Below are 25,252 nucleotides of genomic sequence, written 5' to 3'. Positions count from 1 at the left end.
CTTGGTCGTGTTGACCTCCGCGGAAGCGCTTCCCTACGTTGAAAGAGCCCCTTCCACAGGGGTGATCGACACAAGCAACCTCTCTCTCGGGCTCTTGCAGGAGGTCCCAGCATGTCCAGATCACGCATTGCCAGCGCGACCCTCGGGGTCGCCACCCTCGCCGCCGCAGCCATCGGGCTCGGCTCCCTCATGGCGCCGACGGCGTCCGCGGCTCCGGACGACCCGGCGCCGAAGGTCGACCGCTCGGCCGTCTCGCCCGGCCTCGTGGCCGCGATGAAGCGCGACCTCGGGATCGACGCCGGCCAGGTCCGTGCCCGGCTCGCGATGGAGGCGAAGGCCCCGGCCGTCGCGTCGTCGCTGGAGAAGAAGCTCGGCGCGTCCTACGCCGGCTCGTGGATCGCCCACGGCGACACCAGGCTGTCGGTGGCGACCACCGACCGCTCGGAGGCCGCGGCCATCCGTCGCGGCGGCGCCCGCGCGGTCGTCGTACGCCACAGTCAGGCGGAGCTCACCGCCGACCGCTCGGCGCTCGACGAGCGAGCGGGGTCGGCGGCCGGCGCGATCCACTCCTGGTACGTCGACGTGGCGACCAACTCGGTCGTCGTCACGGCGGCACCCGGCGCGAAGCAGGTGGCCAAGGCCTTCGCCGCGCGCAGCGGTGCCGAGAGTGTCCGCGTGGTCACCTCGTCCGAGGCGCCGCGCACGGTCGCCGACATCCGAGGCGGCGACGAGTACGTCATCAACAACAGCGCGCTCTGCTCCGTGGGCTTCGCCGTCAACGGCGGCTTCGTCACCGCCGGCCACTGCGGCGGTGTCGGTGCGACGACCACCGGCTTCGGTCAGGCCCAGGGCACCTTCGAGCAGTCGTCGTTCCCCGGCAACGACTACGCCTTCGTGCGGACCAACGGCAACTGGGTCTCCCAGCCGTGGGTCTACAACTACGCAGGCCAGGCCGTGCTGGTCTTCGGCTCGCAGGACGCAGCCGTCGGCAGCTCGATCTGCCGCTCGGGTCGCACGTCGCAGTGGACCTGCGGCACGCTCCAGGGCCGCAACGAGACGGTCAACTACTCCAACGGACCGGTCTACGGCCTCTCGCGGATGAGCGCGTGCGCCAACCCCGGTGACTCCGGCGGCTCGGTCATCTCGGGCAACCAGGCCCAGGGCGTGACCTCCGGCATCGCCGGCGGCTGCGGCTCGAGCAACCCGCAGACCTGGTTCCAGCCGGTCAACGAGATCCTCGGCGCCTACGGCCTGTCGCTGACCACGGGCTGATCCACGCGGGGAACACGGGGCGGCTCGCACGGGTTGAGCCGCCTCGTGAGCCCCCAAGCACCGCAACCGTCCGCCGAGCTCCTCGCCGAGCCGATGCGCTCCCGCTGGAGCGCGAGCGTGTACGACGCCTCCCACCGGTTGAGCGACGCCGAGGTCGAGACCCTGCTCCACGCCGCCCAGTGGGCGCCGAGCGCCGGCAACAGCCAGCCGTGGATCTTCTTCGTCTGCGTCCCGGGGACGGCCAACCACGACCGGCTCGTGGCGAACCTGAGCCGCGGCAACTCCGGCTGGGTGCCGCGGGCGTCGGTCGTCTTCGTCACGGCCGCCCACGTCCGCAGCGGGGAGGAGGACGACGCCCCGGCCTTCAGCGACTACGCGCTCCACGACGTCGGCCAGGCGGCGGCGCACCTCACCCTCCAGGCGCACGCGATGGGGCTGCTGACCCACCAGTTCGCCGGCTTCGACCACGACGCCCTCGCCCGCGCGCTCGACGTACCGGCCACGCACCAGCTGCTCACCGGCATCGCCGTCGGCCTTCCCGGCGACCCGGCGGACGTCGACGAGCGCACCGCGGCCCGCGACCACCGCGACCGCGTGCGCAAGCCGCTGGCCGAGTGGGCCTTCGGGGGCGTGTTCGGTGAGGCAGAGGTGGCAGACTCGCAGGCATGACTTCTCTCTCCGACTTCTCGGCCGTCGCGATCGACGGCTCCGAGAGCGACCTCTCGCAGTACGACGGCAAGGTCGTCCTCGTCGTCAACACCGCCTCCCAGTGCGGGTTCACCGGCCAGTACAAGGGCCTCCAGGAGCTGCAGGACACCTACGCCGACCAGGGCCTCGTGGTCCTCGGCTTCCCGTGCGACCAGTTCGGCGGCCAGGAGCCCGGCACGGAGGAGGAGATCTCGGACTTCTGCGAGAAGAACTTCGGCGTGACCTTCCCGCTGTTCTCCAAGATCGAGGTCAACGGCGACGGCACGCACCCGCTCTTCTCCTGGCTCAAGGACTCCAAGGGCGGGATGCTCGGCAGAAAGATCAAGTGGAACTTCACCAAGTTCCTCGTCGGCCGTGACGGGCAGGTCATCGACCGCTACGCCCCGACGACGGAGCCCGCCAAGCTGTCGAAGGACATCGAGAAGGCGCTGTGATCCGCGCCGGCGCCCTCGCCGCGACGCTCCTCGGTCTCGGGGTCGTCGCAGTGGTGGCGTCGGGCGCTCCGGCTGCGGCCGTGGCGCATCCGTCATATCGATCCGGTGCCATCGGATCGGCTCCGCATGACGGATCGGTCCGGGCCGAGGCCGACACCGTGATCGGCGACGGCACGCCCGGGTCGTGCACCTCGGGCAAGGTCGTCCGGGCGGTGGCGAAGGGCGGGAGGATCGCGTTCGACTGCGGTCCGGGTCCCGTCACGATCGTCATGAGGAAGACCGCCAAGGTCGTGAACACCTCCGCGAAGGTCGTCCTCGACGGTGGCGGCACGGTCACGCTCAGCGGCGAGGGCCGGCGGCGGATCCTCTACATGAACACCTGTGACCGGGCCCAGGTCTGGACGACGTCGCACTGTGACGACCAGGCCTCGCCGCGGCTGGTGGTCCGCCGGATGCGCTTCGCCGACGGCGACGCGAGCCGCGAGGACGAGGGTGGCGGCGCGATCTTCGCGCGGGGCGGCCGGCTCACGATCCTCGACTCGACCTTCACCGGCAACCGCTGTGTGCGCACCGGTCCCGACGTCGGCGGCGCCGCGGTGCGGGTCTTCGACCAGTTCCGGGACCGCCCCGTGGTCGTGAAGCGCTCGACCTTCACCGGCGGTCGGTGCAGCAACGGCTCGGCGCTCAGCAGCATCGGCGTCTCGTGGCGGATCAGCGACTCGACGTTCACGGGCAACGCGGCGATCGGCCGCGGCGCGAACCCCTCACGCCCGGGATCGCCGGGCGGCGGCTCGGGCGGCGCCATCTACATGGACGGCAACGACATCCACCTCACGCTCACCGGGTCCACCCTCACCGGCAACCGCGCGCGCGAGGGCGGCGGGGCGATCTTCTTCGTCTCCAACGACCGCACCGGCACGCTCACCATCGAGGGCTCCGAGCTGAGCGACAACCCCAGCGACGGGTTCGAGACCTTCCCCGGGATCTTCTTCCTCGGGGCCGACCACACCTTCACCGACAGCACCGTCGAGTAGCGCTCAGGGCTGGTCGCGGGTGGCCACCAGGTCGGCGTACTCCGGGTGCTTGCCGATGTACGCCGCCACGTAGGGGCAGGACGGCACGACCCTCAGCCCGCGGGAGCGGGCGTCGTCGAGCGCCGAGCGGGCGAGCGTGGAGGCGTGGCCCTGGCCGTTGAAGGCGGGCAGCACCTCTGTGTGGATCAGGGTGATCGTGTCGCCGTCGAGGTGGTAGGCGATGAGGCCGACGAGCTCGCCGTCGGCTCCCTGGCCGTCGGGCGCGGCGTGCAGCTCGTAGCGGCTGCGCTCGGGCGAGTCGATGAACTCTGTGTCCACAACCCCATCCTAGGCCGCGCGTACTTGCCCGTAACCCTCCGCGGGTGGTGAGGTCGGGTCCATGGCAGCAACCGCATCGTCGTACTCGATCACCATGCGGTTGTACACCGCTCCCGACCACAGCGTCGTCGGCGCCGTCGCGACCACCATCGCGAAGAACGGGGGCGTGGTCACCGCGATCGACGTCACCGAGTCGCGCCACGACCGCCTCACCGTCGACGTGACCTGCTCGGCCGCCGACGCGACGCACTCCCAGGAGCTCGTCGCGTGCGTCTCCGAGGTCGAGGGCGTCACGGTCCACAAGGTCTCCGACCGCACCTTCCTGCTCCACCTCGGCGGCAAGATCTCGGTCGAGTCCAAGGTGCCCCTGCGCACGCGTGACGACCTGTCGATGGCCTACACCCCGGGCGTCGGACGGGTCTCGATGGCGATCCACGACAACCCCGAGGACGTCCGCAAGCTGACGATCAAGGGCAACTCGGTCGCCGTCGTCACCGACGGCTCGGCCGTGCTCGGCCTCGGCAACATCGGCCCCGGTGCCGCGATGCCGGTGATGGAGGGCAAGGCCGCGCTGTTCAAGCGGTTCGCCGACATCGACGCCTGGCCGATCTGCCTGGCCAGCCAGGACACCGACGAGATCGTGAAGGCCGTCGAGATGATCGCCCCCGGCTTCGGCGGCATCAACCTCGAGGACATCGCCGCGCCCCGCTGCTTCGAGATCGAGGCCCGGCTCCGCGAGTCGCTCGACATCCCCGTGTTCCACGACGACCAGCACGGCACCGCGATCGTCGTGCTCGCCGCACTGACCAACGCCCTGCGCTGCGTCGACAAGCAGCTGACCGACGTCCGCATCGTCGTGTCCGGCGCGGGTGCGGCCGGCACCGCCATCGTGACGCTCCTCCTCGCCGCCGGTGCGGAGGACGTCGTGGTGGTCGACCGCTTCGGTGCGCTCTCGGCCGACGACGAGTCGCTCTCGCCCGCCCACCGCGACCTCGCCTCGGCCACCAACCCGCGCCGCGCGACCGGCTCGCTGCAGGACGTGCTGGCCGGCGCCGACGTCTTCGTCGGCGTCTCCGCGCCCGGCATCCTCAAGGCCGAGTGGCTGCCGACGATGGCCGCGAACCCGGTCGTCTTCGCGCTCGCGAACCCCGACCCGGAGATCGACCCGGCCGAGGCCGACAAGCACGCCGCCGTCGTCGCGTCGGGCCGCTCCGACTACCCGAACCAGATCAACAACGTGCTCGCCTTCCCCGGCGTCTTCCGCGGTCTCCTCGACGCCGGCGCCTCCGAGGTCACCGTCGACATGCTGCTCCGCGCGGCCCAGGCGATCGCCGACACGGTGAAGCCCGAGGAGCTGCACCCGTCCTTCATCATCCCGAGCGTCTTCCACCCCGACGTGACCAAGCGCGTCGCCGCCGCCATCAGCGGTCGGGAGAGCTGAGGCGCCCGCCGGCCACCGGGTCGGCGTACGGCCTCGTCGGTGGCGCGGCGACCTCGTGATGGTTGCGCGAACATCTGGCGGCGTGCATGCCCCCGGTAGTTCGGGTTCCCCCGCGGAGGCGGGGGATCGAGGGGCAGCAGGGGCACGCGAGCCTCAGGCCCGGTGCTCCGGGTTCGCCCGCACCGTCCGCGGCCACCAGAACGTGTCGCCCAGCGTCATCGCGAGCGCCGGCACCAGCACGGTGCGGACGACGAGCGTGTCGAGCAGCACGCCGACGAAGATGATCGCGCCGAGCTGGGCGAGCACCACGAGCGGCAGCACGCCCAGCACCGCGAAGACCGCGGCGAGCAGGATGCCGGCGCTCGTGATCACGCCGCCGGTGGCGGTCAGCGCGCGCAGCATCCCGGTGCGGGTGCCGTGCTCGGCCGCCTCCTCGCGGGCCCGGGTGACGAGGAAGATGTTGTAGTCGACGCCGAGCGCGACGAGGAACAGGAACGCCAGCAGCGGCACCCCGCTGTCCATCGCCTCGAAGCCGAAGACGCCCTGGAAGAGCCACCACGACGCGCCCATCGCGGCGGCGTACGTCGCCACGACCGTCGCGACCAGCAGCACCGGCGCGAGGAGCGAGCGCAGCAGCAGCACCAGCGCGCCGAGCACGAGCAGCAGGATGATCGGCAGGATCAGCAGCCGGTCGTCGGACGCTGACGTCCGCTCGTCGATCGCCTCCGCGTCACCGCCGCCGACGTGGGTGTCGTCGAAGCCGGCCACCGCGGCACGCACGTCCGCCACCACGGCCTCGGCCGCGGCGCTGCCGGGCTCCGCGTCGGGTACGACGTCGATGCCGGCGACGCCGCCACCCTGCGAGGTGATGCGGGCCGAGGTCGTGCCGTCGACCTTCTCGACGGCGGCGAGGACCTCCTCGGGGTCGCTCTTCGTGAGCACCTGGACCGGGTCGGTCGTGCCGGCGGGGAAGGACTCCGCGAGCCGGGCGGCCGCGGTGATCGCCTCGGGCTCCTGGAGGAACTGCTCGGCCGGGTCGAGGCCGGTCCGGATCGACAGGGTCCCGGTGGCGAGGACCGCGAGGCCGACCAGCGTCGCGACGACGAACGTGCGCGGGCGGTGGGAGACGGCGTCGCCGACCCGGTGCCAGATCGAGTTCGAGTCGACGAGCACGGTGTCGCCGACGTGGGGGACCCGCGGCCAGAAGACCCAGCGGCCGAAGAGCACGAGCGCGGCCGGCAGCACCACGAGGGCGAAGGTCGCGGCGATCACGATGCCGACGGCGCAGGCGACGCCGAGGCCGCGGGTCGTCGGGATCGCGGACAGCAGCAGGGTGAGGAGTCCGAGCACGACGGTGATCGCGCTGGAGCAGACGGCCTCGGTGGTGCGGGCGAGCGCGTGCGCCATCGCCGCGTGGCGCGAGTCGGTGGTCTTGAGCTCGTCGCGGTAGCGCGAGATCAGCAGCAGGGCGTAGTCGGTGCCGGCGCCGAACACGAGCACGCTGAGGATGCCGACGGTCGACTCGTCCCACGCGAGTCCCGTCCACTCCAGGACGTTGGTGGCGGCGATCGCGGCGAACCGGTCGGCGACGCCCACCACGGTCAGCGGCACCAGCCACAGGACGGGGCTGCGGTAGGTGATGATCAGCAGCAGCGCGACCACGCCGGCGGTGGCCATCAGGAGCCGGAGGTCGGCGCCGTCGAAGACCTGGCCGATGTCGGCCTGGATCGCGGCCGGTCCGGTGACCTGGACGTCGAGTCCGTCGGGTGCGTCGGCACGCAGCTGCTCGCGGAGCTCGGTGACCTTGTCGATGTTGTCGGTGTTGGACGCCGACGTGACCGGTACGACGGCGAGCGCGGCCGTGCGGTCCTCGGAGATGCTCGGCGGCGGACCCTGCTGTCCGTCCGCGAGGGCGGCTGCCTGCTTCGTGATGGCCGCTTCGTCGGCCTTGGTCAGCTCGCCGTCGGTGGTCCACAGCACCAGGGCGACCTGGCCCTCGTCGTCGGGCAGCTGGTCGGCGAGCTGCACCGCGAGCGTGCTGTCCGCTCCCTTCGGCAGGGTGTCGGTCGACCTCGCGTCGTGCTCGCCCTCGGGGACGAAGCCGATCGCGAGGATCGCGAGGAGCAACGGCACGACCGCGACGAGCCAGGCCGTACGACGTCCGGTGACGAGGCGGGCGAGGGCGGGGGACTGGTGGGACACGGTGCTCCTCGATGATGGTGCGCGGAGTGGTTAGGAAGAATGGTTGCTAACCAAGTTACTTATCAAGTTAGCGGTAGGATGACGGCAGTGGCAAGCCGACCCCTGACGACGACCGGTGCGACCGGCAGGGGTGGGCGTGCCGAGGACGGTCCCCCGAGCGGAAGAGGTCGAGTCGTGCGAGGTCGGTCGTGACGGACCAGCAGGAGCCGGTCGCCCCGGCCTGGGTGGGTCGGGACCGCGAGCGCGAGCAGCCGCCGACCCTGGTGGCGCTGCGCGACCTGATCGCTGCGGGCAGCCGGGTCAGCCACCACGTGGCGCGCCGCGCGGGGCTGAGCGAGAGCGAGATGGTGACTCTCGAGCACCTCACCCGCGAGCAGATCGGTCCGGCCGAGGTGGCACGACGGCTCGAGGTGTCGACGGCAGCGGCCACGGGCATCGTCGACCGCCTCGTCTCGCGCGGTCACGTCGAGCGCAGGCCGCACGAGGTCGACCGCCGACGTACCGACCTCCACATCACCGACTCGGGCCGGGCGGAGATCGTCGGCCACCTGATGCCGATGTTCCGCGGTCTCGACGAGCACGACGCGTCGTTCAGCGAGGACGAGCGCGCCGTCGTCGAGCGCTACCTCCGGGGTGCGAAGGCAGCCATCGAGCAGGTGCTGGAGCCGTAGGCGCTCCGGTCGGACCTAGTCGTCCGCCTGGCCGGCCTTGCGGTGCGCGACGAGCGCGGCGCCGACGATGCCGGCGCGGTTCTGCAGCTTGGCCGGGATGATCTCGGTGTCGATCTTGATCAGGTGCCCGAACTTGTCCCACGACTTGCTCACGCCGCCCCCGACGACGAAGACGTCGGGGGTGAAGAGGCGCTCGACGTGACGGAAGTACGTCGTCAGCCGCTCCGACCAGTCCTCCCAGGACAGGCCCTCGCGCTCGCGTGCGCTGGTGGCCGCACGCAGCTCGGCGACCGCGCCGCCGATCTCGAGGTGGCCCATCTCGGTGTTGGGCACCAGGACGCCGTCGTAGATCAGGGCCGAGCCGATGCCGGTGCCGAGGGTGATCACCATGACCACGCCCTTGCGGCCCTTCGCGGCGCCGTACTCCGCCTCGGCGAGTCCGGCGGCGTCGGCGTCGTTGACGACGTGGACCTCGCGGTCGAGCGCCTCGGTGAAGATCGCGTCGGCGTCCTCGCCGATCCACGACTTGTCGATGTTGGCCGCCGACAGGACCACGCCGTGCTTGACGATTCCGGGCACGGTCACGCCGACCGGGCTCGAGGAGCTCGGGAAGCTGCCGACGATCTGCGCGAACACGTCGGCGACGGCCTTCGGGCTGGCCGGCTTGGGGGTGTCGATGCGGACCCGGTCGTGCGCGAAGTCGCCGTGCTTGAGGTCGACCGGCGCGCCCTTGATGCCCGTGCCGCCGAAGTCGATGCCGAAGGGGTGCTTCATGGGCACAACCTATCGCCACGCTTCCAGCGGTGTGACCGCCCTCTCACCGTCGGAATCTGCGAGGTCGGCAGAAACCGGACACCGCGGAAGTCGCTCCGCGGACGACCTACGATCCGGTGCATGGCCGTCCACACCACCCGCATGCTCCTGCTGGGCGCGGTGGCGATGTTCGAGCCGGTCAACGGCTACCAGATCCGCCGCGAGCTGGTCTCGTGGCGCGTGGACGAGTGGGCGAACCTCGGTCCGGGCTCCATCTACAGCGGTCTGACCACGTTGGAGAAGCTCGGCCAGGTCCGCCGCCACGACCTCCGCGACGACGGTCGTGACGTCGCGGTCTACGAGATCACCGAGGCGGGTCGCGGGGAGCTGGCCCGCCTGCTCGGCGAGGGCCTGGAGACGGTCACGCTCTTCAGCTCCGTCGGCTTCCACGCCGCGTTCGGCATGCTGCCGCTGCTCTCGCGCGAGGTCGCGCTGCGCCACCTCGAGGTCCGGCTCCACGAGATCGACCGGTCGCTCGAGGCGTGGGACCCGGGCGACGGTGACCAGGCGCCGCCGCACGCGGTCCACGGCGTACGGCTGTGGCTGGCCGCGCTCGGCGAGGAGCGCTCGTGGGTCGCCGACACCGTGACCCGGCTGCGCTCCGGCGAGTTCGACCTCGCGGGCGAGCCGTGGCGCTGGGTCCCGCCTGCCGACGACCCGGGTCGGCAGATGGGCGCGGACAGCGAGCGCTACCGCGAGCTGCTGCGTCGTACGTCGTCCCGCGACGCCTGATCCCGCGGCCCGTCAGGGGTCGGCCGGGTGGTGGTCAGGACGGTTGTCGGTGGCCGGTCGCAGAATCCGGTTGCGGTCGGGTGAGCGACGGCTGCACACTGGTGTTCAAGTTTGAACAGACCGATGGGGGAGCCCGTGATCACAGCGCGAGGACTCGTGCAGACCTTCCAGACGAGAGTCGGGAAGGAGAAGAAGGAGGTCCGCGCCGTCGACGGCGTCGACCTCGACGTCGCGGAGGGCGAGGTCGTCGGCTTCCTCGGTCCCAACGGGGCGGGCAAGACCACGACGCTGCGGATGCTGACCACGCTGCTGCGTCCCGACGCGGGCTCGGCGACCGTCGCGGGCTACGACGTGGTCACGCAGTCGGCGCAGGTGCGGCGCTCGATCGGCTACGTCTCGCAGGCCGGTGGCGTCTCCTCCGGTGCCCGCGCCGGCGAGGAGGTGATGGACCACGGCATGCTCTACGGGCTGTCCAGGCGGCAGGTCGAGACCCGCGGCAAGGAGCTCTTCGCCCAGCTCCAGCTCGACGGCCTCTGGGAGCGGATGCCGAAGAACATGTCCGGCGGCCAGAAGCGCCGCCTCGACATCGTCATGGGCCTCATCCACGACCCGACGCTCGTCTTCCTCGACGAGCCCACGACGGGCCTCGACCCGCAGGCGCGCGCCAACCTCTGGGAGCACATCGCCCGGCTGCGCACCGAGCGTGGCGCGACGGTCTTCCTCACGACCCACTACCTCGACGAGGCCGACGCCCTGTCCGACCGGATCGTGATCATCGACCAGGGCAGGATCGTCGCCTCCGACACCAGCGACAACCTCAAGGCGCAGGTCTCCGGCGACCTGGTCACGCTTGAGGTGGCTGCCGACCACGTGTCCCTCGCCGCGGAGAAGCTCGGGTCCGTCGCGGAGTCCGTCGAGGTCGCCGGCACCCACGTCTCGGGCCGAGTGGCCCGCGCCGGCCGCGTCGTACCCGGCCTGCTGCGTGACGTCGAGGCGGCCGGGGTCGCGCTCGAGTCGATCGAGGTCCACCGCCCGACGCTCGACGACGTCTTCCTCACCCTCACCGGCCGCTCGCTGCGCGACGCCGAGACCTCCGCGGATGCCGACGCGTCGGACGCCGCCTCGACCGAAGGAGCGAACGCCTGATGTCCACCTTCCTCCACGACACCTTCATCGTCTTCCGCCGCCAGCTGCGGATGAACCTCCGCAACCCCGCCTGGGTGATCATCGGCGCCCTCCAGCCGATCCTCTACCTCCTGCTCTTCGGGCCGCTGCTCAAGCCGCTCGTCGCGCAGTTCGGGGCGACCAACGCCTACACGTTCCTCGTGCCCGGCCTGCTCGTGCAGCTCGGCATGTTCGGCGCGTTCTTCGCCGGCTTCGGCCTCATCGCCGAGTGGCGCGAGGGCGTCGTCGAGGCGGAGCGGGTCACCCCGGCCTCGCGCACGGCGCTGCTGATGGGCCGGCTGATGCGCGACCTGCTCCAGCTGCTGGTGCAGGCGCTGATCCTCATCGGCCTCGGCACGGCGATGGGCATGCGCCCGTCGTGGGGCGGGGTCGTCGCCGGCGTCGGGATCACCGTGCTGGTCGGCGGTGCGTGCGCGGCCGCCTCCAACGCGCTCGCGCTGACCACCAAGTCCGAGGACGTCATGGCCCCGGTCATCAACATGGTGATGATGCCGGTGCTGCTGCTCAGCGGGATCATGCTGCCGATGACCCTCGGCCCGGCCTGGCTCGAGCGGCTGAGCGACTTCATGCCGTTCCGCTGGATCGTCGACGGCGTCCGCAGCTCGTTCGCCGGCGACTTCGCCGCCAGCGGGGTCATGTGGGGCACCACCTGGGCCTTCGCCCTCTTCGCCCTCGCCGTCTGGTGGGGCACTGCGACCTTCCGCAAGGAGAACGCCTGAGCCGTCGTCTGATCTGCGGGGCGGTCACCGGATATCCGGTGACCGCCCCGCTTCGTCACCCAGATCTCGGCCGACAAGCGGGAGTCTCACCGGATATCCGGTGACTCCCGGCTTGACGAAGTCGCCCCTCTTGTCAAATGAGGTTTACAGATCCTATGGTTCTGTAAACCCGATGGCAGGAGGTCAGACAGATGGCCGGCTACCCCACCCGGATCCCGAACCGCCTCGCTCCCAGCGGCACGGTGCCGGACGGCACGACCGAGCTGTGGAAGGACCGGAAGCGCTACCTCTGGCTGATCGGCCTGGTCGTGCCGAGCCTGGCGTTCGTCGCGTTCGGCGGCTACCTCGCCACCGGCTGGTCGGTCTGGTTCTGGGTCGGCCCGATCGTGATCCTCGGCATCGTCCCGACGATCGACCTGGTCGCCGGGCTCGACCGCTCCAACCCGCCCGACGACGTGATCGAGGCGCTGGAGCAGGACCGGTACTACCGGTGGATCACCTACCTGTTCCTGCCGATCCAGTACGCCGGCTTCCTCGGCGCCATGGCGGTCGTCGGCGGCTGGAGCGTCTTCGGCGCCCTCGACGGCATGCCGCTGTCGCCGGTCGACAAGGTCGGCCTCGCGATCTCGATCGGCTGCATCGGCGGCATCGGCATCAACACCGCGCACGAGCTCGGCCACAAGAAGGAGGCCAACGAGCGCTGGCTCTCCAAGATCGCGCTGGCCCAGGTCTTCTACGGCCACTTCTACATCGAGCACAACCGCGGCCACCACGTCCGCGTCGCCACTCCGGAGGACCCGGCGAGCTCCCGGCTCGGTGAGAACTTCTACCAGTTCTGGCCGCGCACGGTCGGCGGCTCCGTGAAGTCCGCCTGGCGCCTGGAGAAGCGTCGCCTCGCCCGCCGCAAGCAGAGCCCGTGGCGGCTCGACAACGACGTGCTGAACGCGTGGCTGATGACCGTCGCGCTCTGGGCCGTCGTGGTCGTGGCGTTCGGCGTCGAGGTGCTGCCGTTCCTCCTCATCCAGGCCGTCGTCGGCTTCTCGCTCCTCGAGGTCGTCAACTACATGGAGCACTACGGCATGCTCCGCCAGAAGGTCGGCGAGGGTGAGCGCCAGCGCTACGAGCGGGTCCTGCCCAGCCACAGCTGGAACTCCAACAACATCGCGACCAACGTGCTGCTCTACCACCTCCAGCGCCACAGCGACCACCACGCCAACCCGACCCGGCGCTACCAGACGCTGCGCGACTTCGAGGAGAGCCCGGTGCTTCCGACCGGGTACGCCGGGATGATCGTGCTCGCCGCAATGCCGTTCGTCTGGCGCCGGGTGATGGACCAGCGGGTCGTCGACCACTTCGGCGGCGACGTCTCGCTCGCCAACATCAGCCCGCGCAAGCGCGCGGCGTACCTCCGGCGCTACGGCGCCTCTCCGCTGGTGGAGGAGGGGGAGCGAGCCCGTGCCGAGACCACGGAGGAGCAGGCGAGGAAGGAGGTCCTCGCCGCGCGCTGCCCGAGCTGTGAGTACGTCTACGAGGTCGCGGCCGGCGACGAGCACGAGGGCTTCGCGGCCGGCACCGCCTGGGCCGACATCCCGGACGACTGGTGCTGCCCCGACTGCGGCGTGCGCGAGAAGGTCGACTTCGTCGTCATCGAGCCGGAGAGGGCTGCCTAGACTCCACCCATGCCCAGCACGCGCGACCGCATCGTCGCGGCGGCCGTCGAGATGACCACGTCGTCGGGCTGGGCCTCGGTGACGATGGCGCGCCTCGCCGAGGTCGCCGGGGTGAGCCGGCAGACCGTCTACAACGAGGTCGGCTCCAAGCCGGCGCTCGCGGAGACGATGATCCTCGAGGAGCTCGCGCGCTTCCTGCGGGTCATGGAGCAGGCCTTCGACGCCGAGCCCGACGACCTCACCCGCGCCATCGAGCGCGCCGTCACCGGCGTCCTCGACCACGCGGCCTCCAACAAGCTCCTCCACGCGGTGGTCAGCGCGACCCACGGCGCCGACACCGAGCTGATCCCGCTGCTCACCACCAACGCCGCCGGGCTGCTCGAGGTCGCCAAGGAGGTCATCGGCCTGCGCGTGGCGCCGTACTCGCCCGGCATCGACCCCGACCACCTCGACCCCGCGATCGACATGGTCGTGCGGGTGGTGCTCAGCCACGTGATGCAGCCCTCGGCAGCGCCGGCGAAGACCGGCGCCGACATCGCCTGGCTCGCCGGACAGGTGCTCGACGGCGAGCGGGCCTAGTCTTCGTCCGTGAGTGGAGTCTCCTGGGGTACGCCGACCGCGCGCGGCATCGTGGCGGCCGCCACCCTCGGGTCGGGGCTGACGCTGCTCGACGGCACGGTGGTCAACGTCGCGCTGAGGACGGTGGGCGACGACCTCGACGCCTCGCTCGTGCAGCTGCAGTGGATCACCAACGGTTACTTCCTCTCGCTGGCCTCCCTGATCCTTCTCGGCGGCTCGCTCGGCGACCGGCTCGGCCGGCGCCGGGTCTTCGTGATCGGCACGGTGTGGTTCGCGCTGGCCTCGCTGCTGTGCGGCATCGCGCCGACGGCCGAGGTGCTGATCGTCGCGCGCGTCCTCCAGGGCATCGGCGGCGCGCTGCTCACGCCCGGCAGCCTGGCGATGATCCAGGGAGCCTTCCGCGCCGAGGACCGCAGCCGCGCGATCGGCGCCTGGTCCGGACTCGGCGGCATCGCGGCCGCGATCGGTCCCCTCGTCGGCGGCCTGCTCATCGACCACGCCTCGTGGCGCTGGATCTTCCTCATCAACCTGCCGCTCGCGGCCGTCACGGTCTGGCTGGCGATGCGGTGGGTGCCCGAGACGCGCGACACCCGGGCGCTCGACCGGTTCGACGTCCCGGGGGCCGCGCTCGCGTCGCTGTCGCTGGCTGGGGTCACGTGGGCGCTCACCGACGCCGGCGGACCGGCGACCTGGTGGGCGGCCGGGCTCGGTGTTGCGGCTGCGGTCGGGTTCATCGTCGTCGAGCGCCGCACGCACGGGCCGATGGTGCCGCTCGGGCTGTTCACCGACCGCACCTTCAGCGCCGCTAACATGATGACCCTCATCGTCTACGCGGCGCTCGGCGCGATCCTGTTCTTCCTGGTCCTGCAGCTCCAGACCGTCGCCGGCTACAACGCCCTCGAGGCCGGCCTCGCGACGCTGCCGATGACCGTCTGCATGCTCTTCCTCGCCGCCCGCGGTGGCGCGCTCGGCGAGCGCATCGGACCGCGGATCCCGATGACCTTCGGGCCGATGGTGATGGCCGGCGGCACGCTGCTCCTCCTCATGGCCGGGCCCGACGCCGTCTACTGGCGTGACGTCGCGCCGGGCCTCACCGTCTTCGGCCTCGGGCTCGCGCTGATGGTCGCCCCGCTCACCGCGACCGTCCTGGCCGCCGCCCCCGACGAGGTCACCGGCATCGCCAGCGGCATCAACAACGCCGTCGCCCGCGCCGGCTCGCTGCTCGCGGTCGCCGCGCTCCCCATGGCCGTCGGGCTCTCCGGCGACGACTACCGCGACCCGGTCGTCTTCGACGCGTCCTACAGCACGGCCATGGTCATCTGCGCCGTACTCCTCGTGCTCGGCGGCCTGGTCTCGTGGATCACCATCCCGCACCGGGTCGAGACTCCCGACGCGACGGACGTTGCGACGTAGTCCGGACCGCGCTTCGGCGGTCTCCTATCGTCTAGGGGTGCGCGTACGACGGGGGGCGGGGGTGGCGACGGCCGTCGCCCTCTCACTGCTGCTCGGCGCGTGCAGCGGCTCGGACGCTCCGGAGGACGAGCCGCCGGCCTCCGGCGGCACCAGCGACGTACCGACCGACGGGCCCAGTCCGACGACCAGCGACACCCCGGTCGTCCCGGTCGCCGACCCCGCGCACGCCGTCGACCCGCCCGGCGAGCGCGAGGGCCGGCTGTGGAGCGCGGACGTCCTCGTGCAGTGGGACAAGCCGCTCGACGACGCGCTCGTGAAGAAGATCGACAAGCTCAAGGGTGTCGCGCACACCGAGCGGATCGGGCTCGGCCAGGTCAGCCTGGAGAACCGTGTCCTGACGGTCGCCGCGGTCGACCCGGGCGCCTACCGGCACTTCGCCCGCTCCGACGTCGCCGACTTCCAGGAGGGCTGGGACCGGGTCGCCGGCGGCGAGATGTCGACGACGAAGGCGGTCTCGAAGCGGCTCGCCGACAAGGGCGGCAGCATCACCCTCGGCACGGACGACGACGCACCGACCCTGCACGTCGGCGCCCTCACGCCGCAGCTGCCGACCGTCGACATGGTCGTCAACACCGCGTGGGCGGGCGACATCGGGATGGCCACCGACAACGGGCTGCTGATCTCCACCGACGACCGCACGCCGGCGAGCATCCGCAAGCCGCTCGAGCGGCTCGTGGGCAAGGGCGCGTCGGTGCAGATGCTCGACGTCGCCTCCCGCCTGGGCCTCGACCCCGACGCCAGGCTCACCGCGATCCCGACCGGCAGCACGCTCGGTACCCTCGTCGGGACCTACAGCTACCGCGTCGCCGGCGGCCAGGTGCAGCCAGACCCGGCCTGGGTCGCCGCCAACATCCGCACCGAGGCCGTCCCGATCCTCGGCAGCGTCACCTGCCACAAGGACCTCTTCCCCCAGCTGCGCGCCGCGCTGCTCGAGGTGCAGCAGCAGGGCCTCGCCGACAAGATCCACGTCGGGGAGTACGCCGGCTGCTACTACCCCCGCTTCATCGCCAACACGACCTCGCTGTCCAACCACGCCTTCGGCCTCGCGCTCGACCTCAACGTGCCGGGCAACCAGCGCGGCACCGTCGGCGAGATGGACCGCAGCGTCGTCGCGATCTTCAAGCACTGGGGCTTCGCCTGGGGTGGCGACTGGCGCTGGACCGACCCGATGCACTTCGAGCTCGCCGAGGTGAAGCGGGTCGGCTGAGGTCGACCTTCGCACCCGAGTCTCCCGCTTCGCCCCCCAGATCTCGGCCGACAAGCGGGGTGGTCACCGGATATCCGGTGACTCCCGGATGGCTAGGGTCGAGGCCATGAAGGCAGTCCAGGTCGTCACGCTCACCGGTCCCGGCGACATCGAGGTCCGCGAGGTCGACCCGCCGCAGCCGGGCCCCCACGACGTGCTGGTGGAGGTGCACAGCGTCGGCATCGCGTTCCCCGACCTGCTGCTGAGCCGCGGGGAGTACCAGTTCAAGCCCGAGCCGCCGTTCACCCTCGGCGTCGACTTCGCCGGTGTCGTCCTCGACCCCGGGCACCCGGAGTCGAGCGGCTTCACCGCCGGCCAGCGCGTCGCGGGCGTGAACCTCCACGGCGGAGCGGCCGAGCAGGTCGCCAACCCGGCCGTCTTCACCTTCGCGCTGCCCGACGCGATGTCGTACGACGAGGGCGCGGCGCTGCCCATGAACTACCTGACCGCCCTCTTCGCGCTCGAGGAGCGTGGCGGGCTGCGCGACCGGGAGACGGTGCTGGTCCACGGCGCGGCCGGGGGCGTCGGCACGGCGAGCATCCAGGTCGCGAAGGGCCTCGGCGCGCGGACCATCGCCGTCGTCAGCACCGAGGAGAAGGCCGCCTTCGCCCGGGCGGCCGGCGCCGACGAGGTCGTCCTCGGCCCCGACTTCAAGGACGCGGTCAAGGAGCTGACCGGCGGCAAGGGCGTCGACGTGGTCGTCGACGTCGTCGGCGGGGACGCGTTCACCGACTCCCTGCGCTGCCTCGCCGAGCAGGGCCGGGTGCTGGTCGTCGGGTTCGCCGCCGGCCAGGGCATCCCGGAGGTCAAGGTCAACCGCCTGCTGCTCGGCAACACCGACGTCCGGGGGGTCGGCTGGGGCGCCTACGCGATGGCGCGTCCGGGCTACATGCAGAAGCAGTGGCACCGCCTCGCGCCGATGATCGGGTCCGGGGTCGTGAAGCCGCCGATCGGCGCGACCTACGACCTCGCCGACTTCGGGCGGGCGCTCGTCGACATGGACGAGCGCCGCACCCTCGGCAAGTCGGTCGTGCGGGTCCGCTGACCTACTTCTTCACCCTGACGTCGGCGACGGCGAAGCCGTAGCCGTTCTTCGTCGCCTTCGCCGACACCTTGCCGGGCTTGCCGGCCGCGATGGTCAGGGTGCACTTCCCCTTGCTCGTGGTCGTGCAGGAGTCGCCGCCGCCCTTGACCTTGACACCGCCGACGCCGTCGCCGGCGTCGGTCACGGTGAAGGTGATCTTCGTGGCCTTGCCGGCCTTCGCGCTGCCCTTGGCCTTGAGGGTCAGGCCGGGGTTCACGATCCGCGAGTAGACCGCCCGTGCGTCGACGTCGTTGACCAGCACCGTGCCCTGGTTGAGCGAGGCGTCGACCGAGATGCTCCAGAGGTCGGAGCCCTTCGACGGCGCCTTGATCGCCTGCACGGCGCCGAGGCCGAAGCCCTGCGGCGAGGTGCGCAGGGCGTAGGCCTCGTCGGCGTCGGTCGTCCACGCCAGCCACATCCGGCCGGTGACACCGGTCGAGAGCGAGACCAGCCGGGCGTTCTTCGAGTCCGGGACCTTGACGGCCTTCGACGTGCCGACCTGCCAGAGCCCGATGTTCCTGGTGGTCGGGTAGCCCATCTTGTAGGCCACGACGATGCCGCCGCCGGGACGGGCGACGACCGCGACCGCCTGGTCCGCGGCGAGGGAGTCGCCGCCGACGCTCGAGCCCGGCGCCTTCAGGGTCGGACCGGCGGTCGGGTAGACCTGCTTCACGAAGATCCCGTTGTCGGCCTCGCCCGTGCCGTTGGCGTACCACGTCATCCAGATCGCGTCGCCGGCGTTGACCAGCTGGGTGTCGTAGAGGCAGCACGCGGGCGCGGTGTAGAGGTAGTCGTCGCTCGCGGTGTTGACGACGTTCTGGTCGGTCGTGGCGATGTCGCCGACGCGCACGGCGATGTCGGAGTTCAGGGTGCCCGCGGTGACCGGCGTGCCGTTGGACAGCGTCGTGGCGCCGACGCCGTAGCCGGAGTAGACGGCCGAGAACTTCGTCAGCGCGTGCGGCTGCAGCGCCCACGCGGCCCCGCTCGCGTCGCTGATGGTGTCGTAGGCGTTGCCGCGCGAGTAGAAGTTGGACGTGTCGGTGTCCTGGAGGCCGCTGAAGACCAGGCGCAGCCCGCCGGTCGCGGTCGTCAGCAGCTCGGGGTTGTCGATCAGCGAGCCCCACGTGCCCAGCACGTTGCTGTGCCCGGTGACCTTGCCGCTGGTCGCGACGGTGCTGTGCTCGTAGCTCGCGTCGGTGCCGACGTCCTGCTGGTAGACGACGTGGAGCACGCCGTCCGCGGTCCGCGCGGTGGTGATCTCGGAGAGCGTGTCGACCGAGCCGGTCGAGACCTTCGCCCAGCCGCCGCCGGCCATGGCCGCTCGCGCGTCCGGCCGGGCGGCTGCCTCGGCGGAGGCCACGCCGGCGGCGGGCGCGAGGGCGGCGGCGGCCAGGCCGCTCGAGGCGAGCAGCGCGAGGGTGCGCGAGCGTACGGACATAGGTGTTCCCCCGGTCGAGACGATGTGGTGGCATGTGGTCGGCACCACACTCCACCCAGCACGGTGTCCCGGGCGATGGTGCAGGCACCCGGTCTGGACCGGGGCGTGCCCCCACGCTGCACCCGTGCCTTGGGCGCGATGACCTAGGGTCGAGCGCGTGACGATCCTCGACGCCGCCCGCGAGGGCATGAACCCGGACATCCGCCCGCAGGACGACCTCTTCGGCCACGTCAACGGACGCTGGCTCGAGGAGACGGAGATCCCCTCGGACAAGTCGAGCTGGGGCGCCTTCGTCGCGCTCGCCGACGCCGCCGAGCAGCAGGTGCGCGACATCATCACCGAGCTCGCCGACCGGCCGGCCGAGTCCCTCGACGCCGACGAGCGGCGGATCGGCGACCTGTTCGCCTCCTTCATGGACACCGAGGCGATCGAGGCCAAGGGGCTGCGCCCGATCAAGGGCCTGCTCGACCGTGCGCAGGAGGTGGGCGACCTGACCGGGCTCGCCGCCTTCCTCGGCATGTTCGAGCGCATCGGCGGTCCCGGCCTGTTCGGCTCCTACATCACGCCCGACCGCGCCGACGCCTCGCGCAACATCGTCTACCTCGCCCAGGGCGGCCTCGGCCTGCCCGACGAGTCCTACTACCGCGACGAGAAGTTCGCCGACATCCGGGAGAAGTACGTCGCCTACCTGACGACGCTGCTCACCCTCAGCGAGCACCCCGACCCGTCCGGCTCGGCCGCGCGCGTGCTCGCCTACGAGACCCGGCTGGCCGAGGGCCACTGGGAGGCCGCGGAGACGCGCGACGTCCAGAAGACGACCAACCACAAGAGCCTCGAGGAGCTGCTCGAGCTCTGCCCGGCCTTCGACTGGAACACCTACGTCACGGGCCTCGGCGGCACCGAGGAGATGCTGCGGACCTCGATCGTCATGCAGCCCGACTTCTTCTCGCACCTGTCCACGGTGCTCGAGGAGACGCCCATCGAGACGTGGCGCGACATCCTGCACGTGCGCATCGTCCGCAGCTCGGCGCCGTACCTCCCGGACCCGTTCGTCGAGGCCAACTTCGACTTCTACGGCCGCACCCTCAACGGCACCCCGGAGCTGCGCGCCCGCTGGAAGCGCGGTGTCGACTTCGTCGAGGGCTGCGTCGGCGAGGCCGTCGGCAAGGTCTACGTCTCGCGCCACTTCCCGCCGGCGTCGAAGCAGATGATGGACGAGCTGGTCGCGAACCTCGTCACGGCCTACCGCCGCTCGATCGAGAAGCTCGACTGGATGGGCGAGGACACCAAGCAGAAGGCCTACGACAAGCTCGACCGCTTCTACCCGAAGATCGGCTACCCCACGGAGTTCCGCGACTACTCCGCGCTCACCACGACGCCCGACGACCTGATGACCAACGTCGCCGCCGCGTCGGCGTTCGAGACCGACCGCCAGCTCGAGAAGGTCGGCCAGCCCGTCGACCGCGACGAGTGGCTGATGCTGCCGCAGACCGTCAACGCCTACTACCACCCGGGCACCAACGAGATCTGCTTCCCGGCCGCCATCCTCCAGCCGCCGTTCTTCAGCCCCGACGCCGACGAGGCCGAGAACTACGGCGGCATCGGCGCCGTGATCGGCCACGAGATCGGTCACGGCTTCGACGACCAGGGCGCGCAGTACGACGGCGACGGCAACCTCCACGACTGGTGGACCGCCGACGACAAGTCGGCCTTCGAGGCGAAGTCGCAGGCGCTGATCAAGCAGTACGACGGCTTCGAGCCCCGCAACCTGCCCGGCGAGCACGTCAACGGCAGCCTCACGGTGGGCGAGAACATCGGCGACCTCGGCGGCCTGACCATCGCCCACAAGGCGTTCGTGATCAGCCAGGACGGCGACCCCTCGGCCGAGGACCGCCGCACGCTGTTCCTCAACTGGTCCCACGTGTGGCGCACCAAGCGCCGCAAGGAGCAGGAGGTCCAGTACCTCACCATCGACCCCCACAGCCCGGCCGAGTTCCGCGCCAACATCGTGCGCAACCTCGACGAGTTCCACGACGTCTTCGACACCCAGCCCGGCGACGGCCTCTGGCTCGAGCCGGAGGCGCGCGTCCGCATCTGGTGACCGCCCCTCGCCCGTGAGTCTCCAGGAGACTCACAGGTGAGTCCTGCGTCGCTACCGAACAGTCCGGGGGTCCGGAGGACCGATCGACCCCGCGACTGTTCGGTAGCTCAACTCGCTTCTGGCAGGTTCTCGTAGAAGACGGCGGCCTCGTCTCGCTCGGACAGCCACTGCTCGAGGTCGAAGTCGTCGGGCGCCAGTGCCCAGCCGCCGGGCCTCGCTCCACGCGCGAGCGCCCTCGCGCGCACGGCGACCAGGCGGGGTGCGAGCGTCGTCGGGTCGAGCGCCTGTCGGCCAGTCACCCGGGCCACCTCGAACCCGAGCTGGCGCAAGGACTCCTCCTTGGTGATGTCCCACGCCTGCACGTCGCCGTCGCGGTGATCGGCACCGTCGACCTCGATCGCTGCCGGCGCCCGGACCTCGACGAGGTCCACCTCACCGACGCGGACGCCGAGCGAGGTCCGCACGACCCTGTTGACGAGCAGCCGCGGCCAGCCCGCGTCCTCCTCGGCCACGGTCCGCGCCCGCACCTCGGCGGGCGAGCGTACGCCGCCCCGCGCCCGCGGCAGCGCCCACGCCACGACGGCGTACCTCCGCGCGGATCGGTGGGTCAGGGCGTACGAGCCGAAGCGGGGCAGCGACGTGATGCGGCCGGCCAGCGCGGACTCGAGCGCGACCAGCGCCTCCCGTGCGTCGTGGCGCCGCATCTCGTCGAAGAGCGCGCGCTCGGGACGGGTCACGCGAACGCCCTGGCGCTGCCACACGTGCCACTCCGGCAGGGTTTCGAAGGAGACCGTGATGCCGGTGTGACGACGTACGCCACCTCGTGGTCCGACCACCACCGGGACCGGGAGGGCCGTCACGCCGTCGGGTGCCAACCCGTCGAACCAGGCGGCTCCGTGGAGCAGGCACGATGCCCAGCCGGTGACGGCGGCCGACGGTGGGAGGGAGGCCGCCACCTCGATGACGCGCTGCTGAGCCACTGCCCGGTCGGTGTCTGACGGCACGTAGAGGCCCGACGACGTACGGACGTAGTGCGGCCCGCGCGCCTGGTCCGGCGTCAGGTCGACGCCGACGCGCAGCGGACGGACCAGCCGCACGTGAGGTGCTCGTGGATCCCATCGATGGCGGGGCATCCGACGAGAGTGGTGGAGATCGCCGTACGGCGTCGGACCCCGTCCACAGGCTCGGAGCTACCGAGCAGTCCTGGGGTGGAAGGGGTGGTTCCGCCCCGCGACTGTTCGGTAGCGGGCCGCGGAACAGATCCCTTGCCCGTGAGTCTCGGGAGGACTCACGGGCAAGGGAGGTCGTACGCCGCTCAGTTGGCGACGGTCACGCAGACCACGCTCAGGCTGAGGAGCTGGGCGCTGCCGATGTTGAGGCCGGTGGCGCCGAGCGCCGTGAAGGCGGTGTCGCTGGTCCGGCTGACCTGGGTGAAGAGTCCGGTGAGCAGGCCGAGGGGCGCGTTGAAGGTGGCCGAGGCGGAGATGGCCTTCTTGCCACCGGTGCAGCCCGCGGAGACGGTGCCGGTGCCGCCGAGGCCGCCGATGCTGATCGAGTCGGTGACGACCTGGAAGCCGCTGAGGCCGGGCAGTCCCTGGATCCCCTGGATGCCCTGGATCCCCTGCAGTCCCTGGGCGCCGGTCGCGCCGACGGCACCGGCTGCCCCGGTCGCGCCGGTCAGGCCCTGGAGGCCCTGCTCGCCGGTGAGTCCCTGGATCCCCTGGTCGCCCTTGGCGCCGGCTGCGCCGACCGCACCGGCGAGCCCCTGGATGCCCTGGTCGCCCTTGGCGCCGACCGCACCCGCCGCCCCGGCGGCTCCGGTCGCACCGACGGCCCCGGTCGCGCCGACGAGTCCCTGGATTCCCTGGATGCCCTGGTCACCGGTGAGTCCGCGGACGCCCTGGATGCCTTGGGCGCCGGCGAGTCCGGTCAGGCCCTGCACGCCCTGGATGCCCTGCTCGCCGATGAGGCCCTGCAGGCCCTGGAGGCCGCGCTCGCCGATGAGTCCCTGGATGCCCTGGATGCCCTGGATGCCCTGCTCGCCGATGAGGCCCTGCAGGCCCTGGAGGCCGCGCTCGCCCTGCTCGCCGGTGAGGCCGGTCAGGCCGCGGACACCCTCGAGGCCCTGGATGCCCTGCACGCCGGGGATGCCCTGGAGTCCCTGCTCGCCGACGAGGCCCTGGAGGCCCTGCAGTCCCTGCAGACCGGGAATGCCCTGCAGCCCCTGGATGCCCTGGAGCCCGGTGAGTCCGATCAGGCCCTGCACGCCCTGCTCGCCGACCAGTCCCTGCAGGCCCTGCAGCCCCTGGATGCCCTGGATGCCCTGCTCGCCCGTGAGCCCGGTCAGTCCGACGACTCCCTGGATCCCCTGGAGTCCCTGCTCACCCGTGAGCCCGGTGAGTCCGGTCAGTCCCTGCACGCCCTGGATGCCCTGCTCGCCGATGAGGCCCTGCAGGCCCTGCAGGCCGCGCTCGCCGATGAGTCCCTGGATGCCCTGGACGCCCTGGATGCCCTGCTCGCCGAGGAGTCCCTGGAGACCCTGGAGTCCCTGCTCGCCCTTCTCCCCGGTCAGCCCGGTGAGTCCGCGGACGCCCTGGAGCCCCTGGATGCCCTGGAGGCCGGGGATGCCCTGGAGCCCCTGGGCGCCGACGACGCCCTGGATGCCCGGAAGGCCCTGGAGGCCGGGGATGCCCTGGAGGCCCTGCAACCCCTGGAGTCCCTGGAGGCCCATCAGGCCCTGGATGCCCTGCTCGCCGATCAGGCCCTGCAACCCCTGGAGTCCCTGCAGGCCCTGGAGGCCCTGCGGTCCCTGGGCACCCACGTCGCCCGACGTGCCGTTCACGCCGTCGGTCCCGGCGGCACCCGTGGCACCGGTGGCGCCCGTCGCTCCGTCCGCACCCGCGGCGCCCGTGGCACCGGCCAGCTTCTGCTTCGCGCTGGCGGCGAAGTCCCGGATGAGCAGTGAACGGTTCTTCACGTCGGCCGACGTGATCGTGCCGTCCTTGATCTGCTGGCCGGTGATCAGCATCGACGCCGTGGCGCCGGCGCCGGCCGAGACGGTCAGGGCGGCGACGATGGCGGCGACGGCCAGTGCGGTGCGAGATGTTGCCTTCACGGTGACTCCGAGGATGTTTCGTTGATGTTGCGTACATGTGGAGAGTAGGTAGGAGGCCGATCGGGCGCAGGAGATTCGGAATTTCCCACTGAGCGCCCGCCTGCCTGTTGAATGCAGGGGTGACGCTGCCGGGCCACGACCAGTCCACCTATCGGCTCCGCCTCGAGTGGGGCCCGTCGGGCGCCGAGGCCGTGCCCGCCGACTACGCCGTGGTCGTCGACGTCCTCTCCTTCACCACGACCCTCGACGTCGCGGTCGAGCGCGGCATCGAGGTCTTCCCCTACCGCTGGAAGGACTCGCGCGCCACCGAGCACGCGATGCGCCACGGCGCGACGCTGGCGGTCGGCCGCTTCGAGGCCAAGTCGCGCGGCGACGCCCGCCACGTCTCCCTCTCGCCGGCCAGCCTCGCGGAGGTCGAGGGGATCGAGCGGCTGGTGCTGCCCTCGCCCAACGGCTCGACCATCGCCTTCGCGCTCGCCGACTCCGGGGCGCAGGTCGTCGGGGCGAGCCTGCGCAACGCGGGCGCCGTCGCCCGGTGGCTCGCACCCAAGGTCGCCGACGGCGCCAGCGTGGTCGTCGTACCAGCAGGGGAGCGGTGGTACGACGACACGCTCCGCCCCGCGGTCGAGGATCTGTGGGGCGCCGGTGCCGTCCTCGCCGCCCTGGACGAGGAGGTCGAGGCGAGCGCCAGCCCCGAGGCGCGGATGGCCATCGCAGCCTTCGAGGCGGCCGTCCTCCCGCTCGACCTGCTCCAGTGCGCGAGCGGTCGTGAGCTGGCCGACGCGGGCTTTGTGGCCGACGTCGAGATCGCCGCGCAGCACGACGCCAGCGACGTCGTACCCGTGCTGGTCGGGGAGTCGTTCCGCGACAGCACCACGCTCGCGCCGCGGGGCTCGCACCTGCGGCGGATCTGAGCCGACGAGCCGGCGAACAGCGGGTGAGCAGTCGGTCCGACACTGGCTACCGGCGGGTCACTTCCCTAGTGTGAGGGGGACCACACTCGGGGTGGTCACTCAT

At 71.5% G+C, this 25,252-nt stretch carries 22 protein-coding genes; 16 read left to right on the top strand and 6 right to left on the bottom strand.

All coding sequences use genetic code 11. The features are described from left to right. Positions 1–111: 111 nt before the first annotated feature. The 4 genes from BLV76_RS07135 to BLV76_RS07120 are packed head-to-tail and all read left to right on the top strand — an operon-like array spanning position 112 to position 3,448. Positions 112–1,272 (top strand): S1 family peptidase, encoded by a 1,161-nt coding sequence (locus BLV76_RS07135; RefSeq protein WP_090972451.1) that lies wholly within the window; start codon positions 112–114, stop codon positions 1,270–1,272. 45 nt (positions 1,273–1,317) lie between these two features. Further along, positions 1,318–1,941, top strand: a complete 624-nt coding sequence (locus tag BLV76_RS07130) for a nitroreductase family protein (protein ID WP_245734584.1) — start codon at positions 1,318–1,320, stop codon at positions 1,939–1,941. Continuing rightward, entirely contained in the window at positions 1,938–2,414 is a 477-nt protein-coding gene (locus BLV76_RS07125; protein WP_090968500.1) for a glutathione peroxidase, read from the top strand. The genes BLV76_RS07130 and BLV76_RS07125 overlap by 4 nt, the downstream gene beginning before the upstream one ends. Then, positions 2,411–3,448 carry a hypothetical protein gene (locus BLV76_RS07120; RefSeq protein WP_090968499.1) on the top strand — a complete coding sequence of 346 codons (1,038 nt, stop codon included), beginning with the start codon at positions 2,411–2,413 and terminating at the stop codon, positions 3,446–3,448. Before BLV76_RS07125 ends, BLV76_RS07120 begins: the two co-directional genes overlap by 4 nt. A 3-nt stretch (positions 3,449–3,451) precedes the next feature. On the opposite strand, the gene BLV76_RS07115 is transcribed toward BLV76_RS07120, so the two are convergent. After that, a complete protein-coding gene (locus tag BLV76_RS07115; RefSeq protein ID WP_090968498.1) occupies positions 3,452–3,766 on the bottom strand; it encodes a GNAT family N-acetyltransferase in 315 nt (104 codons plus the stop codon). Positions 3,767–3,827: 61 nt separating this feature from the next. Between BLV76_RS07115 and BLV76_RS07110 the strand changes: the two genes are divergently transcribed. Then, positions 3,828–5,207 (top strand): NAD-dependent malic enzyme, encoded by a 1,380-nt coding sequence (locus BLV76_RS07110; RefSeq protein ID WP_090968497.1) that lies wholly within the window; start codon positions 3,828–3,830, stop codon positions 5,205–5,207. Between the two features lie 153 nt (positions 5,208–5,360). Here the strand turns inward: BLV76_RS07110 and BLV76_RS07105 are convergent, their stop codons facing one another. Next, positions 5,361–7,409 carry an MMPL family transporter gene (locus tag BLV76_RS07105; protein WP_090968496.1) on the bottom strand — a complete coding sequence of 683 codons (2,049 nt, stop codon included), beginning with the start codon at positions 7,407–7,409 and terminating at the stop codon, positions 5,361–5,363. A 188-nt stretch (positions 7,410–7,597) separates the two neighbouring features. Here BLV76_RS07105 and BLV76_RS07100 point away from each other — a divergent pair, with 188 nt between their 5' ends. After that, positions 7,598–8,080 carry a MarR family winged helix-turn-helix transcriptional regulator gene (locus tag BLV76_RS07100; protein WP_245734583.1) on the top strand — a complete coding sequence of 161 codons (483 nt, stop codon included), beginning with the start codon at positions 7,598–7,600 and terminating at the stop codon, positions 8,078–8,080. A gap of 15 nt (positions 8,081–8,095) precedes the next feature. Here the strand turns inward: BLV76_RS07100 and ppgK are convergent, their stop codons facing one another. Beyond that, positions 8,096–8,854, bottom strand: coding sequence for a polyphosphate--glucose phosphotransferase (gene ppgK, locus BLV76_RS07095; protein ID WP_090968495.1), 759 nt, complete (start codon positions 8,852–8,854; stop codon positions 8,096–8,098). Positions 8,855–8,974: 120 nt separating this feature from the next. On the opposite strand from ppgK, the gene BLV76_RS07090 reads away from it, so the two are divergent. The 8 genes from BLV76_RS07090 (at position 8,975) to BLV76_RS07055 (ending at position 17,542) form a co-directional block, all read left to right on the top strand. Further along, positions 8,975–9,625, top strand: a complete 651-nt coding sequence (locus BLV76_RS07090) for a PadR family transcriptional regulator (protein WP_245734582.1) — start codon at positions 8,975–8,977, stop codon at positions 9,623–9,625. 135 nt (positions 9,626–9,760) lie between these two features. Then, entirely contained in the window at positions 9,761–10,771 is a 1,011-nt protein-coding gene (locus tag BLV76_RS07085) for an ATP-binding cassette domain-containing protein (RefSeq protein WP_090972443.1), read from the top strand. Next, positions 10,771–11,529: an ABC transporter permease gene (locus tag BLV76_RS07080; protein ID WP_090968494.1), complete on the top strand. Its 759-nt coding sequence runs from the start codon at positions 10,771–10,773 to the stop codon at positions 11,527–11,529. Before BLV76_RS07085 ends, BLV76_RS07080 begins: the two co-directional genes overlap by 1 nt. 191 nt (positions 11,530–11,720) lie before the next feature. Then, a complete protein-coding gene (locus tag BLV76_RS23290; protein ID WP_090968493.1) occupies positions 11,721–13,199 on the top strand; it encodes a fatty acid desaturase in 1,479 nt (492 codons plus the stop codon). Positions 13,200–13,208: 9 nt separating this feature from the next. After that, positions 13,209–13,778, top strand: coding sequence for a TetR/AcrR family transcriptional regulator (locus tag BLV76_RS07070; RefSeq protein ID WP_090968492.1), 570 nt, complete (start codon positions 13,209–13,211; stop codon positions 13,776–13,778). Between the two features lie 9 nt (positions 13,779–13,787). Next, positions 13,788–15,191, top strand: coding sequence for an MFS transporter (locus tag BLV76_RS07065; RefSeq protein WP_090968491.1), 1,404 nt, complete (start codon positions 13,788–13,790; stop codon positions 15,189–15,191). A gap of 37 nt (positions 15,192–15,228) precedes the next feature. Then, the gene (locus BLV76_RS07060) at positions 15,229–16,458 is read left to right on the top strand and encodes a M15 family metallopeptidase (protein WP_139306505.1); all 1,230 of its coding nucleotides are present in this window, start codon (positions 15,229–15,231) and stop codon (positions 16,456–16,458) included. A gap of 106 nt (positions 16,459–16,564) precedes the next feature. Continuing rightward, positions 16,565–17,542: an NADPH:quinone oxidoreductase family protein gene (locus tag BLV76_RS07055; protein ID WP_090968489.1), complete on the top strand. Its 978-nt coding sequence runs from the start codon at positions 16,565–16,567 to the stop codon at positions 17,540–17,542. Position 17,543: 1 nt separating this feature from the next. On the opposite strand, the gene BLV76_RS07050 is transcribed toward BLV76_RS07055, so the two are convergent. Continuing rightward, positions 17,544–19,019 carry a hypothetical protein gene (locus BLV76_RS07050; protein WP_090968488.1) on the bottom strand — a complete coding sequence of 492 codons (1,476 nt, stop codon included), beginning with the start codon at positions 19,017–19,019 and terminating at the stop codon, positions 17,544–17,546. Positions 19,020–19,176: 157 nt separating this feature from the next. Here BLV76_RS07050 and BLV76_RS07045 point away from each other — a divergent pair, with 157 nt between their 5' ends. Next, a complete protein-coding gene (locus BLV76_RS07045; protein ID WP_090968487.1) occupies positions 19,177–21,120 on the top strand; it encodes a M13 family metallopeptidase in 1,944 nt (647 codons plus the stop codon). Positions 21,121–21,227: 107 nt separating this feature from the next. Here BLV76_RS07045 and BLV76_RS07040 read toward each other — a convergent pair whose 3' ends face one another. Continuing rightward, entirely contained in the window at positions 21,228–22,217 is a 990-nt protein-coding gene (locus BLV76_RS07040) for a hypothetical protein (protein ID WP_090968486.1), read from the bottom strand. Positions 22,218–22,435: 218 nt separating this feature from the next. Continuing rightward, entirely contained in the window at positions 22,436–24,235 is a 1,800-nt protein-coding gene (locus BLV76_RS22455) for a collagen-like domain-containing protein (RefSeq protein WP_090968485.1), read from the bottom strand. Positions 24,236–24,354: 119 nt separating this feature from the next. Here BLV76_RS22455 and BLV76_RS07030 point away from each other — a divergent pair, with 119 nt between their 5' ends. Next, on the top strand, positions 24,355–25,149 hold the full coding sequence (locus tag BLV76_RS07030; RefSeq protein ID WP_090968484.1) for a 2-phosphosulfolactate phosphatase: 795 nt from the start codon (positions 24,355–24,357) through the stop codon (positions 25,147–25,149). Positions 25,150–25,252 lie beyond the last annotated feature (103 nt).

Source organism: Nocardioides exalbidus, from assembly GCF_900105585.1.
Classification (GTDB): domain Bacteria; phylum Actinomycetota; class Actinomycetes; order Propionibacteriales; family Nocardioidaceae; genus Nocardioides; species Nocardioides exalbidus.
Note: the sequence above shows the minus strand (reverse complement) of the source record. Positions and strands in the feature narration are given on the sequence as shown.

What these genes read in the sequence shown, in the direction of transcription:
- BLV76_RS07135 (WP_090972451.1), top strand. Translation starts at nt 112, where the DNA reads ATGTCCAGATCACGCATTGCCAGCGCGACCCTCGGGGTCGCCACCCTC.
- BLV76_RS07125 (WP_090968500.1), top strand. Translation starts at nt 1,938, where the DNA reads ATGACTTCTCTCTCCGACTTCTCGGCCGTCGCGATCGACGGCTCCGAG.
- BLV76_RS07110 (WP_090968497.1), top strand. Translation starts at nt 3,828, where the DNA reads ATGGCAGCAACCGCATCGTCGTACTCGATCACCATGCGGTTGTACACC.
- ppgK (WP_090968495.1), bottom strand. Translation starts at nt 8,854, where the DNA reads ATGAAGCACCCCTTCGGCATCGACTTCGGCGGCACGGGCATCAAGGGC.
- BLV76_RS07090 (WP_245734582.1), top strand. Translation starts at nt 8,975, where the DNA reads ATGGCCGTCCACACCACCCGCATGCTCCTGCTGGGCGCGGTGGCGATG.
- BLV76_RS07080 (WP_090968494.1), top strand. Translation starts at nt 10,771, where the DNA reads ATGTCCACCTTCCTCCACGACACCTTCATCGTCTTCCGCCGCCAGCTG.
- BLV76_RS23290 (WP_090968493.1), top strand. Translation starts at nt 11,721, where the DNA reads ATGGCCGGCTACCCCACCCGGATCCCGAACCGCCTCGCTCCCAGCGGC.
- BLV76_RS07070 (WP_090968492.1), top strand. Translation starts at nt 13,209, where the DNA reads ATGCCCAGCACGCGCGACCGCATCGTCGCGGCGGCCGTCGAGATGACC.
- BLV76_RS07055 (WP_090968489.1), top strand. Translation starts at nt 16,565, where the DNA reads ATGAAGGCAGTCCAGGTCGTCACGCTCACCGGTCCCGGCGACATCGAG.
- BLV76_RS07050 (WP_090968488.1), bottom strand. Translation starts at nt 19,019, where the DNA reads ATGTCCGTACGCTCGCGCACCCTCGCGCTGCTCGCCTCGAGCGGCCTG.